Below are 17,703 nucleotides of genomic sequence, written 5' to 3' on the forward strand. Positions count from 1 at the left end.
AAAAGCAAATAAAGAACAAATATTGTGTATGTTTTAGGAGGATAGATTATGGGTGGTATAAAATGGTTGTATATTTCTAAAGAAAATAAAATTTATAAGGTTCCTAATCCTAAAAATGGAATATTTAGAGCAATAAAGGAGCTTTCAGAGCAGGATGTTTTAAAGGTTATGCTGTACTACAGAACAAAAAATAGAAAACCAGATAAACTAGTAATGGTTGAATTTGACCGAATTACTCTTGACTCAAATGGAGTATATGAAGTGATTGATGAAAGGGAAAAAAGGATGTTACAAAATGCCTTTCAGTTTATTTATAATACGCCTCAACAATTGGCAGATAACAAATCACCATTTGAGTTGCCACAAGAACCTAGCGTTCCATCCAATATTGAAAAAATAGCTTTATATGAATATTTAAATCAGAATTTCCCTAACTTAGGAAACGATGCTCCAGCAATCGTAGAAAATGCAATAAGCTCACTAAAAAAAATACATCAAAAAAAAATTAACTTAATTGAAGAAACGAATAAATTAAGAAAATGTAATTTAAAATTGTACTTTGAATCAAGAAAGGTTTAATGAAATTACGGATGATTTAGGAGTGGAATATTATGGATTATAAGGCCATGGTAGAAGAGAAATTTGGGAAGCCTTTAAAGGAGATTATGCATGAAGTTTGTGTAGAAAAAGGGATGGAGAAGTGGGATGGTGCTGAATTACTAGATGTTCCTGTAAAAACATTTGTAGCATGGCGTTCAAGATTTCGTTTCGGACCAATGCAAATACAAGCAGATAAAGCTAAAAAAATGAGAAATGAAACAATTAAAAAGTATAAAGACGAATTAAATGATATTAATATAGATCGACCATTTGAGCATGAAGGGAATTCCCTAAAAGCATTTAAAGAATTGATTGAAAGAACATTAGAGTTGGAAAAATATAAACGTACAATTCAAGCAATAGGGACAATGTCGGCGATAGAGATTACATGGAAAATTGGAATGTTAGAGTCGACTCTTGATTCAATAATCCAATTTGAGAGTGGCAAGCTATACGATCAATATATGTTTGACGTACGCTATTTAAAATGATTTAATCAAATCTTTTCTAAAATTTATTTTCATGTTAAAAATAAACCCACTCATTTTGATTAAAATTATTTTCAAAATGGCAGGGGTTTTTCTATTTATTAAAGTTATAACCTAGAGAGAGTTGTATTTACAACTTGAACATTCATACTAAGGATACTTTAAACCGCAACAAAACCTACAGTTGATGATAATAATTTCTCTAATATCGGTCATATCTCTTCTGCAATTTTGATTCTTCCCTGTGCTATCTGTTAGAATCATCTCACATCTATAGATATCTAGAGGTGAGATGATTTTTTTTGTTAGAAAGTTATATAAAACTATAAAAGAAATATAATTCAACTGCCCTTTCTAGTAAGAATGAACAATTCAGACTGCACCCGTCTCCTAAAATAATCTTATCAACATAGAAGTATTTCTAGATGTTTAAAATGGCTGCTTCTAAATCAAAAAAATTTTCACCAGCAAATAATATAAGTAATATTTTCATTTATTGGTATATTTTTGTAATAATTAATCACTTTATATGTTATGATTTGAACAACATGTACAGTTGTAAATAACTTCTTGCATTATCATTTTAGGGGATTCAATTTAGAATAAATAATAATTAAATCCATAACTAGATATTTCGGAAAACATTTATCGGATGCAAATAAAGGAAGTAGATAAGTAAAATGGAAATTTGAGTACTGAGGTGTTTTCTTACAGAATCTAATGAAAAGATTTACTATAAACGAAAAAGTGGTTGAAAGTTCAATTAAATCAAACTTTCACCTATTAAATGAACACAACGGACTTTTTCAGTACTCTCCAACCAACCCTTTATGAAATTTTTACAAATGTTAGAATTATATTTACATAGTAGACTGAGAAAGTAATAGGTTTTTTATTTTTAGTATTGTCTACATATTTATTGTAAATTTGCACAAATCTATCCTGGTAAATTGTTATAATAGTATTTTTGAAATTTAAGATTTATAAATCCACTATTCTTTTTGTGATAAATTATTTTATGTAATGAAGTAGAGGTGAGCATTAGGTGAAGCATGTGTTGGTCATTAAAAATGAACGGTCTTTAGCAAAAAAAATCGTAAGCGGTCTAAAGCAAGAAGGCTATTTCATATTAACACTTCACAATGAAAACAAAGGCTTAAATATAGTATATGAGCAAGATTGGGATATTATCGTATTGGATTGGGATTCGTTAAGTATATCTGGACCGGAAATTTGTAGACAAATACGAACTGTTAAAACGACACCGATCATCATTGTGACTGACAATGTGTCCAGCAAGGATTGCATAGCTGGATTACAAGCAGGAGCAGATGATTATATAAGAAAACCATTTGTGAAAGAAGAATTAGTAGCAAGGATAAAAGTCATTTTAAGAAGAGGGGACGTTATCCAGACAAACGAGACTAATTTTTTTCGATTTAAAGATCTCTTCGTAGATGAATCATGCAGCATTGTGACAAAAGGTGGCGAAAATTTCTCGCTTACTAAGCGCGAGTATGATTTACTAGTATTTTTAATCAAGAATAAAAATAAAATATTGAGCCGTGAGATGCTATTGAATCAAGTTTGGGGATATGACTTAGCAGTCAACCCAAATGTAGTGGATTTATATATTGGGTATTTAAGAAAAAAGTTGAAATGCGAGAAGAAAGATCGATATATTCAAACAATCCATGGCAGGGGGTATTCAATGATTGAATAGTCACAATAAGATAATAGGTAAGTTCAGGCTGTCATAGTAAGCAATATTAAATATAATCGAAAAAAACGAGTAAAACAGTTTCAACAGTTTTGCTCGTTTTTTGTTCTTTAAAATCCTATAACTCATCAGTTTTTAGAAGATATTAAAGAGGCGGAAACCATCAAAAGAATACTTCACGTCTTGCTTTTTTATCTTTAATCAATACTTGATGCAAAAAGCTATTTTATTTATTAATTTACATCTTTCACAGGATTTTCACATAATTAATCACTATACTATTTCACAGGACGAACAAATGAAAATGATTATCAATAGCGATTAGGATGGCAGCTTTTACTATCCAACTCAATCTAAAGAATTCATCATTTTCAAAATAAACTATTATAAGGAGTATATGTATGAAGAAATCTATGTATTTAAAATTTGTTGGTATTATGGCAGTTTTGACTTTGATGTTAGTAGCTTGTTCAGATTCAAGTAATGAAACTAATGAAGAGTCAAAGCCTAAAGATAATGGAAGTGAAGAGGTGGCTAAGCCTACTACGGTTGAAATCACTGATGCCCATGGAACTGTTACTGTTCCTGTAAATCCAAAGAATGTAGTTGCCCTGGATAATAGAACTTTTGAAACGTTAGCTGATTGGAATATTGAACTAGTAGCTGTTCCAAAGGATGTAATGCCTGCGGATTCACCATATGTAAAGGATGATTCAGTTCAAAATATTGGAAATCACCGTGAACCAAATCTTGAAATTATAGCAGCTGCAGACCCTGAACTAGTAATTGTCGGTCAAAGATTTGCTGGCTATTACGAAGATATCAAAAAATTAGTGCCAAATGCAGCTGTTATTGACCTTGATGTTGATATTTCTGAGGAAGCTACTACACCTGGGGAAAATTTAGTAAATGGACTTAAAAATTCTACAGTTGCTTTAGGTCAAATTTTTGATAAAAATGAAGAAGCGAAACAATTGGTTGCTGATTTTGATAAAGTGATCGAAGATGCTAAATCTGCTTATAATGGAACAGATAAAGTGATGAGTGTTATTGTTTCTGGTGGAGATATTGGTTTTGCAGCTCCTCATTCTGGACGTGTTTGGGGACCAATGTATGAAATTTTCGGTTGGGTTCCAGCATTAGAAGTTGCCGATTCTACTACTGATCATAAGGGTGATGAAGTTTCTGTTGAAGCCATTGCACAAAGTAATCCGGATTGGCTTTTCGTATTAGATCGTGATGCTGCAACATCTGATGCAGCTACTTCAGTTCCTGCACAGGATGTTATTGCTAACGCACCTGCACTTCAAAACACAACTGCAGTGTCTAAAAAACAGATTATTTATGCGCCAGCAGATACTTACACAAATGAATCACTTCAGACTTATTTAGAGTTATTTGAAAATCTTGCAAAAACTTTAGCTAAGTAGTGTAAAGGAGTATGAAATAGTGCCAAAAAATATAATTTCTAGGGTTGAGAATATTTCTCAACCCCAGTTTTATAACCACAATAAGATATGTACAAAACCTTTTATATTAGCGATCATAGTTGTTACTATTTTAGGCATTATATCACTGTTTACTGGAGTATATGATATACGCGGACAAGAAGATGGAATGGAGATGTTTTTCATAACTCGTGTTCCGAGAACAGTTGCATTAATGCTTACTGGAGCTGCTATGTCAATGGCAGGACTCGTCATGCAACTGATTACACAGAATCGTTTTGTTGAACCTACTACAACAGGAACTATTGAATGGTCAGGTTTAGGGCTGCTTCTTGTTTATTTATTATTTCCTGCCCCAACTTTAGTTCTAAGAATGACTGGCGCAATCATTTTTTCTTTTATAGGAACTATGATTTTCTTTTTATTTTTAAGAAGAGTTAAACTTCGTTCATCCTTAATTGTTCCGATTATCGGATTAATGCTTGGAGCTGTCATTTCTGCAGTGTCTACTTTTATGGGACTTCTTTTTCAAATGACGCAAAGTATTGAAACTTGGTTTGTAGGCTCATTTGCTCCCGTTCAGGTGGGAAGATATGAATATTTATGGTTAATTGTTATCGTTACTTTGCTTATTTTTATTTATGCTAATAGATTGACTTTAGCTGGGCTAGGGGAGGATGTCGCAACAAGCCTTGGTGTTAATTACAATAGGATTGTTCTTTTCGGGACTGCCCTTATTTCTGTTGCAGTTGGAATTGTTGCAGCTGTTATTGGAAATTTACCTTTCTTAGGTTTAATTGTCCCAAACATTGTTTCGATGTTTAGAGGTGATGATCTAAGGAGTAATTTACCTTGGGTATGTGTGATAGGAATGGGGACTATAACTGCCTGCGACATCATTTCACGAACGATTATCATGCCTTTTGAAGTACCTGTTTCTTTAATACTTGGAACAGTGGGATCAGTCGTATTTATTACTATTTTATTGAGACAAAGAAAACCAAGGAGGCTGCGATGACCACATTAGAATATAGAAATAAAGAAAATGTCGAAATCGATTCTAGCCTTCATAATAAAAGTAGATCAGCTAGGGCTTTTCGTTCTAAAAAGGAAGAAAGACGGTATTGGATTTTACTGATCACATTGATTGCTTTAGGCATTCTTGCTTCATATGGACTTTTAGTTTATAACAATCCAGTTCCGATAGATTCACCTTCTTTTATCCCAGTTGTTATGAGAAGGATAGTGGCTCTTGTTGCCATGATTATTGCTGCAGTTTGTCAGAGCTTGTCGACTGTTGCCTTTCAATCCATTACGAATAATAGGATTATAACGCCTTCGCTTTTAGGTTTCGAATCACTTTACTCAACAATTCATACTAGTACAATATTTTTCTTTGGTGCTAGTGCATTGATCAATTTTAGTGGAGTTGGATCATTTTTATTTCAAGTTGTTGTTATGGTCTTGATGAGTTTAATACTATATGGATGGTTACTGTCTGGTAAATATGGGAACCTACAACTTATGCTTTTAGTTGGAATTATTATTGGTACTGGGCTAAATTCTGTGTCAACTTTCATGAGAAGACTACTTGCTCCCTCTGAATTTGATATTTTACAGGCAAGATTGTTTGGCTCTGTTAATAATGCAGATTCGGCATATTTTCCTATCGTCATTCCTATGGTAATCATTGTAGCTTTATTACTTCTTGCTCATTCTAAGAATTTAAATGTATTGTCACTAGGAAAGGATGTTTCTACTTCTTTTGGAGTTAAATATCAACCTAGTGTCATTTATACGCTTGTATTAGTTGCTATTTTGATGTCAATTTCAACAGCTTTGATTGGACCACTTACTTTCTATGGCTTTTTAGTAGCAACTTTGAGCTATCAGGCGGCGTCAACTTATGATCATAGATATATCTTTCCAATGGCTCTTGCTATAGGATTTTTGATAATAACGAGTGCATACTTTTTGATGTATCATGTGTTCCATGCTCAAGGTGTAGTTTCAGTTATTATTGAATTATTTGGTGGAATAATATTTTTAACTGTAGTTTTAAGGAAGAGGGCTTTATGATAAAAATTGATAATGTTAAAAAGTTCTATACAGATAAGGTAAAAATAGGACCTTTGGATATTGAAATACCAAAAGCGGGTTTTACTTCTTTAATTGGACCAAATGGCGCTGGAAAGTCTACGACACTTTTGATGATTGGAAGACTCTTGGATATGGAGGAAGGTCAAATTCAGGTGGCCAATATGGATGTTACTGAATCCAAATCAAAAGACTTAGCAAAAATTTTAACTATATTGCGACAAGAAAATCATTTTGTCACTAGGCTTACGATTAGACAACTAGTTGGATTTGGTCGCTTTCCTTATTCAAAGGGAAGATTAACTAAAGAAGATGAAATTATTATTTCTAAGTATATTGATTTTTTAGATTTAACGGATTTGGAGAATAGATATTTAGATGAGCTTTCTGGTGGTCAAAGACAAAGGGCATATGTAGCGATGGTTTTGTGTCAAGAAACTGAATATGTACTATTGGACGAGCCCTTGAACAACCTTGATGTTGCTCGTTCTGTTCAAATGATGGAGCATTTGAGACGCGCGGCTAATGAATTTGGAAGAACAATTCTGACTGTTATGCATGATATAAATTTTGCAGCCAAATATTCTGATAGAATTTGTGCTATGAAAGATGGACAAATTGCCGCTTTCGGAACAGTAGAAGAAGTTATGGACTCAAAAATTTTGACGGAAATTTTTGAAACAAAAATAGAAATTATCGAAGGGCCTTATGGGCCGATTGCTGTTTATTAGTTACAAAATTTTAGAAAAGAAGCATCTCAAAAAATAAGTATGCAAATACTATTTCCAGTGGATCTTTGTTTGCTATTAAGTTTCCTGTCCGTTTTTCGTGAAAGAGCAAAAACACTTGTTTTTATGCGGAGATTGCTCAAAAATGGAGACTTCTCACTTTGTACTAGGAATTACAGTAGTAACAGTTCTGTATTACGTTCTAGCTTTTAAAATAATTCGTGTTAGTCTGCACACACTATACTACAATAAAGAGATACAGTTTCAGCAACAATTGTTGATGGTCTTCCAATAATATCGAGCAATAGAAACAATGATGAGCCTAGTAACCTTATTTATATTCATTGGAGCAACGATAATTTATAAAAGTAAACGAGGGTAGATCGTTACTGATTGATTTTTGCTATTGAATATAGTATTTGTTAGCATGGAAAAAGAAGTTGAACAAATTATAAGATTATTGTTGACAAGTTAAATGAAAATGATTATCATTATCATATAAAGAATATTCCTTGACTACAATACAGTGTAGAAAGGATGAACTTTAGCTACTTTTCTCCAGAAGTTTGCTAGTTCATGATTACGCTCCTGAAACCCCCCTCATTTTTTGGGAACGTGAAAATCTCAGACGACTCACCTATTATAGGTGAGTCGTTTTTTTATGTTTTGAGCATAAAAAACAGCCTGTGATAGTAACTCAACAAGCTGTCTCTAATTATCCTTATATCTATTAAAAGATACTGAAAAAATAAATCTTCAAGCACTAATAAAATATATGAACCAGGTGGTCTACTGAGTCCATATAGTTTTAATTTTCAGGTACTATTTGATATTAGTCAAAATTGAATTATTAAAAACCAAAATATAGAGAGCATTGTCTACATATTGATGGTTCACTTTGAAATTTGTTTATTTTCAGAAAAAAATTTAAGAAAATAGGGTAGTAGATTGAGCTATTGAAGAAGCGATATATTTTCTGAATTTTCGGATGAGTCAACTCGTATAGGTTTCAGTTAATTTATACTAGCGAACAAAACCTAGGGTATTGACATATTAAGTGTTAGAATTATATATTTATTCCAGTTAAATTTTTGGAATATTCATTACAATTTTATACTTTAACTTGTACCTACAACGTGTTGACGTGTAGTTGTGTTGTCATGAATAGTTTAATTTGATTTGTAAACGTTTACGAAATACAGGGGAGCAAGGATAAGAGGGGGAATTACAATGAAAAAAATACGAATTGGTGTAATTGGAGCCGGTTTAAGAGGAGGCTTGGCACAATACTGGCATAAACCTACTGGAGCATCAGAAATAGTAGCATTAGCTGATATCTCTCAAGAACGTTTAGAAAAATTTCAGGAAAAATTCGATACACCATTATTTTTAACAAAGGACTATAAGGAATTATTAACAAGAGATGATATCGACGCAATTGCGGTTTTATCACCAGATTATCTGCATGAAGAACATATTACTACTTGCTTAAGTGCAGGCAAGCATGTATATGCTGAAAAACCATTAGCCATTACTGTGGAAGGGTGCGATCGAATATTAGATGCATGGAAAAAGTCAGGAAAGCATCTAATGGTTGGCTTTAATATGCGTTATATGAGTATGTATCAAACGATGAAAGGCTTAATTGACTCAGGAGCTATTGGAGAATTAAAGGCTATATGGGTACGTCATTTTGTTGGATTCGGCGGTTACTTCTACTACCACGATTGGCATGGTAATTCAAAAAATACAACATCTCTGCTACTTCAAAAGGGCTCACATGATTTAGATGTCATTCATTGGATTTCTGGGAAATATGCAACGAAAGTCTCTGCATTTGGTAGCTTAGATTATTATGGTGGAAATCAGCCAAATACGTTAACGTGTCCAACATGTGACCAGAAAAAAACTTGTCCAGAATATGTTGAACATACATTTACGGAATGTGCATTCCGTGAAGAAATTGATGTAGAGGATAATAATATGGTCATTATGGAATTGGAAGGTGGCATAAAAGCTTCTTACTTACAATGTCACTTCACACCAGACTATTCACGAAATTATACATTCATAGGTACGAAAGGGCGTATCGAAAATGATGATATCAATAATAAAATTTATTTAAAAACACGAAAATCAAATTCTTGGGAAGAACTTAGTGATGTTGTTTACGAAATGAAGCCTGAGGAAGGAAGCCATGGTGGGGCTGATCCAAAAATTGCCCAAGATTTTGTAGAACTCATTCTCTATAATAAAGAACCTTTAACAACGCCATTTGCAGGACGAATGAGTGTTGCGGTGGGCTGCGCAGCAACAGAGTCTATTCGTAACGGAGGTAAGGTTATAGAGATCATACAGGAATCTACCATTCTGCAACATTGATAAATTGGGGGTGTAATTATGACGCTTTTAGATAAAACAACTGTTGAGGACAAAACATCTAAAACACAACGTTTTTTCAAAAAGCAATCAAAAGTAAAGAAAAATCACTTGGTAGAGTGGAAAAAATCTATCAAAAAAAATTGGGAACTTTATTTATTACTAGCTCCTGTCATACTTTACTTTTTGGTTTTTCATTACTATCCACTATATGGGGTGCAAATTGCCTTTAAGGATTTCATTGCTACAAAGGGAATTATGGGAAGTCCGTGGGTAGGGTTTAAGCATTTTGAACGTTTTTTTGATAGTTATTATTTTTGGCGCTTAATAAAAAATACGATAGGGATTGGTGTATTCACTTTACTTATATCTTTCCCAATACCAATCATTATTGCATTGCTATTAAATGAAGTGAAAAGTCTTCGTTTTAAAAAATTTGTGCAGACAGTTATTTATGCCCCACATTTTCTATCAACAGTAGTAGTTGTTGGTATGCTGTTACTATTCTTAAAGTCAGATGGGATGATTAACCAAATAATTATGTTGTTTGGGGGTACACCAATTGATTTTATTTCAGAACCAGCATGGTTTAAATCGATATATGTACTATCTGATGTTTGGCAAACGATGGGATGGAGCTCCATCATATATATTGCCGCTTTAGCTGCCGTAGATCCAGCACAGCATGAGGCGGCAATGATAGATGGGGCATCAAAATTCCAAAGAATCATTCATATTAATATTCCTGCGATTATGCCGACTATTGTCATTTTATTTATCTTAAATGTAGGATCTGTCATGGCAATTGGATTTGAGAAGGTATTTTTAATGCAAAATGATTTAAATATGTCGGCATCGGATGTTATATCAACTTTCGTTTATCGTAGCGGGATTTTAGAAGCGCAATATAGCTTTTCAGCAGCTGTTGGCTTATTCAACTCTATCATTAATTTTATCCTCCTTATTATGGTTAATAAAATAGCTAAAAAAGTGAGTGATACAAGTTTATGGTAAAGGAGAGATTGAAATGAAAGAATCAAAGGGCGATCGTGCGTTTACACTCTTTAATTATATTTTTTTAACAATTGTAGCAGTTGTTGTTTTGTATCCACTTATTTTTGTTTTAAGTGCTTCCCTTAGTAATCCAGAGTACGTAATCTCGGGGGATATATGGCTATGGCCAAAGGAATTTACGGTGGAGGCCTACCAAAAGGTATTCCAAAATCCAGATATTATGAATGGATTTATCAACACATTGAAGTACACATTCTTTGGAACATTGTTAAATATAGTTATGACAATTTGTGCAGCCTACCCTCTTTCTCGTAGACATTTAAAAGGAAAAGGCTTTATTATGGCATTTATGGTTTTCACCATGTTTTTCAGTGGAGGACTAATTCCTACATATTTATTAATTCGTGATTTGGGCATGATTAATACTTTTTGGGTCATGATTATTCCGAACGCGGTAGCTGTATGGAACATCATTATTATGCGGACATTTTTCCAGTCCATTCCATATGAGCTAGAGGAATCTGCCATGATTGATGGCGCAGGGAACTTCCGAATTTTGTGGAGTATTGTTCTACCACTATCATTACCAGTTATGGCAGTCATGGTTTTATTTTATGCAGTAGGACATTGGAACTCTTATTTCCAAGCATTGATTTACTTGCAAGACCAAGATAAGTTTCCACTACAACTTATTCTGAGGCAAATATTAATTCAAGGACAAGCTGACGATATGATTAAAGCGACGTCAGAAAGCTTTTTAGCTCAAAAACTTAGCGTTGAAGGGTTAAAGTACGCAGTTTTAATCGTTGCTAACCTACCAATGTTAATGCTTTATCCATTCTTACAAAGATATTTTGTAAAAGGTGTCATGATTGGTTCATTAAAAGGTTAAAGAATAGGGGCGATTTTAAATGAAAGTGAAAAAAAAGCGTGTTTACGGTTTAGTAACAAGCCTGATGTTAGCTGCAAGTTTGCTAGGAGCATGTTCAGATAATAAAGATAATGGTGGAGAAAAAAGCGGTAATCTGGATAATTTGAATGCAACGGATATGCCTATTACAAAAGAGAAAATTGAAGTAGACGGTTTTGCAGCAAAGTTTTTTGCATCACAAGATTGGAACAATCTAATGTTATGGGAAGAATACGAGAAAATGTCTAACATCCATATTAATTGGACAACTGTTCAGACTGAAGTATTAGCGGACAAAAAGAACTTACTTTTAGCTGCTGGAAATTATCCAGAAATATTTTTTGCATCAGCATTTTCAAAAACTGATTTAATCAAGTATGGACAACAAGGTGTATTCTTACCGTTGAATGATTATATTGATCAATATGCTCCAAATTTTAAAAAACTATTAGAAGAATACCCATCTGTAAAACAAGGTGTGACGATGGCAGATGGCAATATTTATGGCTTCCCAACAATTTACGATCCGAAGTTTTCATCACTTCGCGTTGGAGCTCCATGGATTAACCAGAAATGGCTTGATAATCTAGGTTTACAATCACCTGAAACAACAGAAGACTTGTATAACGTGCTGAAAGCATTTAAAGAAAATGATCCTAATGGCAATGGTTTACAAGATGAACAAGGCTGGGGAACTGGCTATGGTATTGAACAAATTATTTCTTATTTAAGAGGTTCATTTGGCTTGAACAAACAAGGAACGATGAATCTGAATTTAGACTTTAAAAAAGGAACTGAAGAATTCCGTTTCGTGCCAACGACAGACGAATATAAACAATTACTTGAGTTTTTAAATAAACTTTACAAAGAAGGTTTAATCAATAAAGATGTATTTACGACAGAGCCTCAGAAATTTGCGGCAGAAGCAGCTAAAGGGACGTTTGGTATGCTTAGTGAAGTAGATCCGAAAGAGTTATATAAAATAGATGGTTATACTGGTGCACAAGTTTTAGAAGGACCGAATGGGGATAGACAATTTACTGCGATGACTAATGGTCTTGGTAATTTAGGCATGTTTGTTTTAACAGATAAAGCGAAAAATCCTGAAGCGATGGTTCGTTGGATTGATCACTTATATGGTGAGGAAGGAGCTAAAATGTTCTTTATGGGCTTTGAAGATGTCACTTACGAAGAAAATGCGGATGGTACTATTCAATATGTAGAAAATATTACGAATAACCCAGATGGCAAAAACTTAGATCAAGCGATAAGTGATTATTTAACATGGCCAGGCGGCTATTACCCTGGGATTGTAACGAAAAAGTATTTCCAAGGTGCAGAGGCTAAGGAAAATTCTATTAACAATGCTAACCAAGTAATGCCATATGCCTTGAAAGATGATGAAATTATTCCAGGATTGAATTACACAGTAGAAGAAAATGATCGAGTGTCAGCCGTTTTAACAGACATTCAAACGTATGTAAATGAAATGACAGCAAGTTTTATTACAGGCAAAGAAAGCTTCGATAAATGGAATGATTATAAGAAAACAATTGAGAAGATGGGCTTACAAGAATATTTGGAAGTAGCACAAGGCGCATATGACCGATCAAAATAATTAAATTTAGGATTTCCTCCTAGCTTAATAAGAAGGAGAAGGTCGCATAAGCTAAATATTCACTTTTGATTCCAAGCTTATGTGACCCTTATTCTCTAAAACTTCTTTCTAATGACGTGTCTAGTTAGAGAAACCAATTCTTCATACTTAAAATGAAGCATGCATGATATATAGTTGTGTGTGAATCGTAGGGAGGTAATGTACATGGAATTTGAAGGGTGGAGAAGTAAATTATACTGGGTTGTAGAGTGGATTACATTGTTAGCAGTGCTACAGTTATTATGGATAGGCTTAACTTTGCTTGGACTGGTTTTATTTGGACTATCCCCGGCAACTGTCGCAATGTTTACTACTTTACGTAAAAGATTACTAGGAGAAGATGACTTAAAAAGATTAGTAAAAATATATTGGAATACATATAAAGTCGAATTTATTCCATCTAATAAAATAGGTATTATCTTACTGGGTTTAGGCTACTTTTTAATCATTAACTTTCAGATTATTATAACATTTCATGGCGTACTTGGTTTACTTTTACTAACAATGTTCATCACAATTAGTATGCTATTCGGTATTATTCTAGTGAATATATTTCAACTATATGCCCATTATAATTTACCATCATTACGTTACTTTGCTGCTTCAATCATATTTAGTATTGCGTATCCATTACAAATGATTAGCAGCATTATAGGGCTTGCCATACTATATAAAATTTATAGTTGGATTCCTGGCTTATTACCATTTTTCGGTGTTAGCTTAACTGCATTATTTTTAACTTGGATGTCATCTCATATATTTAAGAAAGAAATTGAAGCAGAGGAACATACTAATCTACCACAGTATTCTGGTGGAGGGGTAACCTCATGAATAAAATATGGATTATTAATGCTAATATCGTTTTGGAAAATCAAATTTTAAATAACGGATTTCTAGAAATGTCGGGAGGGAAAATTACAGTAATTGATCAAATGGATAATTGTCCTTCACTAGCTTCGATAGAGAATGTAATAGACTGTCAGCTAAAAGGTTATATAATCCCTGGAATGATCGATATCCATGTACATGGTGCTTTAGGACATGATTTTATGGATGCTGATCAAATTTGTTATTCGAAAATGGCAAAGTATTTAGCTAGTGAAGGCATAACAGCTTTTTTAGCAACAACGATGACAGGTCCTATGTCAGAGATTGAAGCTACTATTGAGGAACTTTCTTCTTATTATAAAAACCAACCTACAGCAGTAGCTGAAATGTTAGGAATTCATTTAGAAGGTCCATTTATTAATGGGGCAAAAAAAGGAGCCCAACCAGAAGAGTATATCTTAAAGCCAAATGTTCAACAATTTAATGATTTATACGATAAGTCTCAACAATCCATTCGTCTTGTCACATTTGCACCAGAGGAAGATAGCAATTTTGAATTACTAAAAGAATTGACTAGTAAGGGAATTATTGCATCTATTGGCCATTCTGACGCTGACTATAATACGGCAATCCATGCATTAAAAGCTGGTATCACACATGCAACACATCTATTTAATGGTATGAGTGGACTTCATCATCGTGATCCAGGTGTTGTTGGAGCAGTGCTTTTAGCCGAAGATGTGTATATTGAGGTAATTCCAGATAATATCCATTTCCATAAAGATTTACTACCAATAGTTTACAAAATGACGGGCTTAGATCGTTTGTTAGTCATTACAGATGGTATACGTGCAAAGGGGATGCCAGATGGTATGTATAGTTTAGGTGGAAATGAAGTAGAAGTAATCAATAATCAATGTATTCAACGTAAAACAGGATCCTTAGCTGGAAGTGTGTTGAATATGAATACGGCAAGGAAAAACATAGAAGAGTGGCTTACACTTTCAATCGTTGAACAAATGCGTCTTGTTTCTTTGAATCAAGCAGTACATTTAGGGTTCGATAAGCGAAAAGGGTCTATTGCACTAGGGAAAGATGCAGATGTTGTTTGGTTGAATGAAGAAGGGGAAGTGGAGAAAACTTTTTGCTTAGGGAATCTTGCCTTTGAGAAGGGTTGATATATCAATAGGCATCTTTTTATATAGATGGTATATTGATTACAAAACCTAGAGAAGGAAGGAAAAAAGATGCATTTGTTAGATCAATCCAGTGTAATCCCATTGTATCACCAATTGAAACAAATATTATTTGCAAAAATTCAATCAGGTGAATGGAAGCCAGGAGATAAAATAGATTCGGAAAATCAATTAATGGAAATGTTTCGAGTTAGTCGAAATACAGTAAAAAAGGCAATTGAGGAATTAGTAAAGGAAGAGAAATTATATCGTATACAAGGGAAAGGGACCTTCGTTTCGAAACCTAGACTTGAACAATCGCTTGGAGGATTTTATAGTTTTAGTCGCATGATTCAAGAAAAAGGTTTAAATCCAAGAGATGAAGTGCTAGAAATACAGAAGGTTTATCCCTCAACAAAGGTTAGGTCCAATTTAGCATTAGAGGAAAATGAGCAAGTAGTAGAAATGAAGCGTTTACGATTTGCAGATAATGAGCCTATTATTTTGGAATCATCATTTTTACCTTTAAGTATTATTAAGGATAGTGAAATATTAAAAGAAGTAACTACTTCCTCTTTATACAGCTTATTAGAACAACGGTTTAACATTATTGTTGTAAGGGCGAGAGAAGCTTTTGAACCAGTCCTTATTAATAAAGATGAAGCGCCTTTATTGAAAACAGATGCTGGAAAACCAGCTTTATTACTAGAACGAACTGCGTTTGATACTTCAGGAAAACCAGTTGAATTCTGTATTTCGATTGTAAGAGGGGATCGTTGCCGATTTTATACAGAATTAAACTAATTGAGTAGTTCCCTCTATTTTTTTACGTTATAGATTATACCAACAACCCATTGAGGGAGGAATTCTATTATGCCATTAGTGACAACTAAAGTTATGTTAGAAGATGCTTATAAAAATAATTATGCAATCGGTGCTTTTGGAGCACATAATTTGGAAATTATAAAAGCAGTAATTGCTGGTGCAGAAAAAGTAGGTGCACCTGTCATTTTGCAAACAACTTCAAGCACTTATAAATATGTTGAGATGCCTTATATGATTGCACTTGTAAAAACAGCAGCTGAACAGGCAAAAGTACCGGTGGCATTACATCTGGATCATGGTGAATCTTATAAGATTGTTATGGAATGTTTACGGGCAGGCTATACCTCTGTGATGATTGATGGTTCCTCCTTACCTTTTGAGGAAAATATCTTATTAGTAAAAAAAGTAGTAGAAGCTGCAAATGCGTTAAATGTGCCTGTTGAAGCAGAGCTTGGGACAATTGGTGGTGTCGAAGATCGTTTAAGTGTCCATGAGGATAATGCATTTTTTACTGAACCCAAGCAAGCTGAACATTTTGTGAAGGTTACAGGAATCCAGTCATTTGCTCCAGCTTTTGGTACAGCGCATGGTAAGTATAAACAAAAGCCAAAATTACAATTTGATCTATTACAAGAAATTCATTGTTCTACAAATGTGCCCTTAGTCATGCACGGAGCATCCGGAGTGCCAGAAGAGGATGTGCGTAAATCTTTGAATTACGGCATTGCAAAAGTGAATTTTTCTACTGAGCTGAAGGATTTATTTGCTGAGCAATTAAGAGCTTATTTTAAGGATAATCCAACTGAAAATGATCCAAGAAAGTATTTCCTTCCAGCACGTGAATCTTTAATTAAGTTAGTAGAGCAAAAGATTGAGATGTTACAAAAATGATTACTACATTAACCTTAAATGCAGCCATTGACCAAGTATATGAGATAGGTTCTTTAATGGTTGGTCAAACCAATCGTGTATCGCAGAAGTCACAACAAGGCGGAGGGAAAGGTGTTAATGTAGCTCGTGTTATCGTGGCTCTTGGGGGCGATGTGATTATTGGCGGTTTCGTTGGTGGATTAAATGGTAGTAGAATAACGGAACTTTTACAGGAAGAAAATTTACAAACAGAGTTCATACAAATACAGGAAGAAAACCGAATTTGTTTAACTGTTATTAATCAGCAAAAGAAGGAAATGACAGAGCTTTTAGAGACAGGACCAACCATTTATGAATGTGAATGGAATAAAATGTTAAATTGGGTTGAGGCACAAGCCGAACATGCTAGCTATTTTGTATTGTCAGGAAGCCTACCTAAAGGTATCCCAAAAACGGCCTATGCGGAGATTATTCATAGATTAAAGCAAAAAGGGATTCGAGTTGCACTTGATACAAGTGGTGATGCATTGAAACATGGTATTAAGGCAATACCCTCTATCATTAAACCTAATGAGGATGAAATAACTCAATTGATTGGTAAGCCAGTTCTAGCTCAGAAAGACTTAGTTCAAGCTGGTATAAAATTACAAGAATTAGGGATTGAACATGTGTGTTTTTCATTGGGCGAGCAAGGTGCTTTATTCGTTAATTCGTTAGGGGTTTACAAAGTGAATGCACCACGGATAAATGTTGTCAATACAGTTGGCAGTGGTGATGCCTTTTTAGGTGGACTTATTTATAAGCTCTCACAGGGTGCAGACCCTACAGAGGCATATAAATGGGCTGTTGCATGTGGTTCAGCGAATGCAGAAAATAAAGAGATTGCAAAAGTACAAAGAGTGACTGTTGAAAGTCTCTTAGACGAGATACAAATAACTAAAATTAAAGAGAAGTAGGGATTTGT

General features: G+C 33.9%; 16 protein-coding genes. All 16 read left to right on the forward strand.

Features of this window, described 5'->3' with window-relative positions:
* Positions 1-48 precede the first annotated feature (48 nt).
* The 16 genes from V6670_RS03695 to pfkB all read left to right on the forward strand — a co-directional run bounded on the left by V6670_RS03695 (position 49) and on the right by pfkB (position 17,695).
* Positions 49-579, forward strand: coding sequence for a hypothetical protein (locus tag V6670_RS03695; RefSeq protein ID WP_338652670.1), 531 nt, complete (start codon positions 49-51; stop codon positions 577-579).
* Between the two features lie 32 nt (positions 580-611).
* The gene (locus V6670_RS03700; protein ID WP_338652672.1) at positions 612-1,091 is read left to right on the forward strand and encodes a hypothetical protein; all 480 of its coding nucleotides are present in this window, start codon (positions 612-614) and stop codon (positions 1,089-1,091) included.
* A 1,042-nt stretch (positions 1,092-2,133) separates the two neighbouring features.
* Positions 2,134-2,811 carry a response regulator transcription factor gene (locus V6670_RS03705; RefSeq protein ID WP_141904791.1) on the forward strand — a complete coding sequence of 226 codons (678 nt, stop codon included), beginning with the start codon at positions 2,134-2,136 and terminating at the stop codon, positions 2,809-2,811.
* Positions 2,812-3,209: 398 nt separating this feature from the next.
* The gene (locus V6670_RS03710) at positions 3,210-4,238 is read left to right on the forward strand and encodes a siderophore ABC transporter substrate-binding protein (protein WP_141904792.1); all 1,029 of its coding nucleotides are present in this window, start codon (positions 3,210-3,212) and stop codon (positions 4,236-4,238) included.
* Between the two features lie 19 nt (positions 4,239-4,257).
* Entirely contained in the window at positions 4,258-5,274 is a 1,017-nt protein-coding gene (locus tag V6670_RS03715; RefSeq protein WP_141904793.1) for an iron chelate uptake ABC transporter family permease subunit, read from the forward strand.
* Positions 5,271-6,335 carry an iron chelate uptake ABC transporter family permease subunit gene (locus V6670_RS03720; RefSeq protein WP_338652677.1) on the forward strand — a complete coding sequence of 355 codons (1,065 nt, stop codon included), beginning with the start codon at positions 5,271-5,273 and terminating at the stop codon, positions 6,333-6,335. Before V6670_RS03715 ends, V6670_RS03720 begins: the two co-directional genes overlap by 4 nt.
* Positions 6,332-7,084, forward strand: coding sequence for an ATP-binding cassette domain-containing protein (locus V6670_RS03725; protein ID WP_141904795.1), 753 nt, complete (start codon positions 6,332-6,334; stop codon positions 7,082-7,084). The genes V6670_RS03720 and V6670_RS03725 overlap by 4 nt, the downstream gene beginning before the upstream one ends.
* A 1,227-nt stretch (positions 7,085-8,311) precedes the next feature.
* Positions 8,312-9,463 carry a Gfo/Idh/MocA family oxidoreductase gene (locus V6670_RS03730; protein ID WP_141904796.1) on the forward strand — a complete coding sequence of 384 codons (1,152 nt, stop codon included), beginning with the start codon at positions 8,312-8,314 and terminating at the stop codon, positions 9,461-9,463.
* Positions 9,464-9,481: 18 nt separating this feature from the next.
* A complete protein-coding gene (locus V6670_RS03735; protein WP_338652682.1) occupies positions 9,482-10,474 on the forward strand; it encodes an ABC transporter permease subunit in 993 nt (330 codons plus the stop codon).
* Between the two features lie 13 nt (positions 10,475-10,487).
* Complete coding sequence (locus tag V6670_RS03740; protein ID WP_036126512.1) at positions 10,488-11,366, forward strand: carbohydrate ABC transporter permease; 879 nt, start codon at positions 10,488-10,490, stop codon at positions 11,364-11,366.
* A 19-nt stretch (positions 11,367-11,385) separates the two neighbouring features.
* A complete protein-coding gene (locus V6670_RS03745) occupies positions 11,386-13,002 on the forward strand; it encodes an extracellular solute-binding protein (protein WP_141904798.1) in 1,617 nt (538 codons plus the stop codon).
* A gap of 204 nt (positions 13,003-13,206) precedes the next feature.
* Positions 13,207-13,872, forward strand: a complete 666-nt coding sequence (locus V6670_RS03750; protein ID WP_338652691.1) for a DUF624 domain-containing protein — start codon at positions 13,207-13,209, stop codon at positions 13,870-13,872.
* Positions 13,869-15,047 (forward strand): N-acetylglucosamine-6-phosphate deacetylase, encoded by a 1,179-nt coding sequence (gene nagA, locus V6670_RS03755; protein WP_141904800.1) that lies wholly within the window; start codon positions 13,869-13,871, stop codon positions 15,045-15,047. Before V6670_RS03750 ends, nagA begins: the two co-directional genes overlap by 4 nt.
* A gap of 69 nt (positions 15,048-15,116) precedes the next feature.
* Entirely contained in the window at positions 15,117-15,848 is a 732-nt protein-coding gene (locus tag V6670_RS03760; protein ID WP_058844171.1) for a GntR family transcriptional regulator, read from the forward strand.
* Between the two features lie 69 nt (positions 15,849-15,917).
* Positions 15,918-16,760 (forward strand): ketose-bisphosphate aldolase, encoded by an 843-nt coding sequence (locus tag V6670_RS03765; protein ID WP_141904801.1) that lies wholly within the window; start codon positions 15,918-15,920, stop codon positions 16,758-16,760.
* Positions 16,757-17,695 (forward strand): 1-phosphofructokinase, encoded by a 939-nt coding sequence (pfkB, locus tag V6670_RS03770; RefSeq protein WP_338652697.1) that lies wholly within the window; start codon positions 16,757-16,759, stop codon positions 17,693-17,695. The genes V6670_RS03765 and pfkB overlap by 4 nt, the downstream gene beginning before the upstream one ends.
* Positions 17,696-17,703: the final 8 nt, after the last annotated feature.

The sequence above is a fragment of the Lysinibacillus sp. Y5S-8 genome, from assembly GCF_036894365.1.
GTDB classification, from domain to species: Bacteria; Bacillota; Bacilli; order Bacillales_A; family Planococcaceae; genus Lysinibacillus; species Lysinibacillus fusiformis_D.

Coding starts and splice junctions, on each gene's coding strand:
- V6670_RS03695 (WP_338652670.1), top strand. CDS start 49: ATGGGTGGTATAAAATGGTTGTATATTTCTAAAGAAAATAAAATTTAT.
- V6670_RS03700 (WP_338652672.1), top strand. CDS start 612: ATGGATTATAAGGCCATGGTAGAAGAGAAATTTGGGAAGCCTTTAAAG.
- V6670_RS03710 (WP_141904792.1), top strand. CDS start 3,210: ATGAAGAAATCTATGTATTTAAAATTTGTTGGTATTATGGCAGTTTTG.
- V6670_RS03720 (WP_338652677.1), top strand. CDS start 5,271: ATGACCACATTAGAATATAGAAATAAAGAAAATGTCGAAATCGATTCT.
- V6670_RS03725 (WP_141904795.1), top strand. CDS start 6,332: ATGATAAAAATTGATAATGTTAAAAAGTTCTATACAGATAAGGTAAAA.
- V6670_RS03730 (WP_141904796.1), top strand. CDS start 8,312: ATGAAAAAAATACGAATTGGTGTAATTGGAGCCGGTTTAAGAGGAGGC.
- V6670_RS03735 (WP_338652682.1), top strand. CDS start 9,482: ATGACGCTTTTAGATAAAACAACTGTTGAGGACAAAACATCTAAAACA.
- V6670_RS03740 (WP_036126512.1), top strand. CDS start 10,488: ATGAAAGAATCAAAGGGCGATCGTGCGTTTACACTCTTTAATTATATT.
- V6670_RS03745 (WP_141904798.1), top strand. CDS start 11,386: ATGAAAGTGAAAAAAAAGCGTGTTTACGGTTTAGTAACAAGCCTGATG.
- V6670_RS03750 (WP_338652691.1), top strand. CDS start 13,207: ATGGAATTTGAAGGGTGGAGAAGTAAATTATACTGGGTTGTAGAGTGG.
- nagA (WP_141904800.1), top strand. CDS start 13,869: ATGAATAAAATATGGATTATTAATGCTAATATCGTTTTGGAAAATCAA.
- V6670_RS03760 (WP_058844171.1), top strand. CDS start 15,117: ATGCATTTGTTAGATCAATCCAGTGTAATCCCATTGTATCACCAATTG.
- V6670_RS03765 (WP_141904801.1), top strand. CDS start 15,918: ATGCCATTAGTGACAACTAAAGTTATGTTAGAAGATGCTTATAAAAAT.
- pfkB (WP_338652697.1), top strand. CDS start 16,757: ATGATTACTACATTAACCTTAAATGCAGCCATTGACCAAGTATATGAG.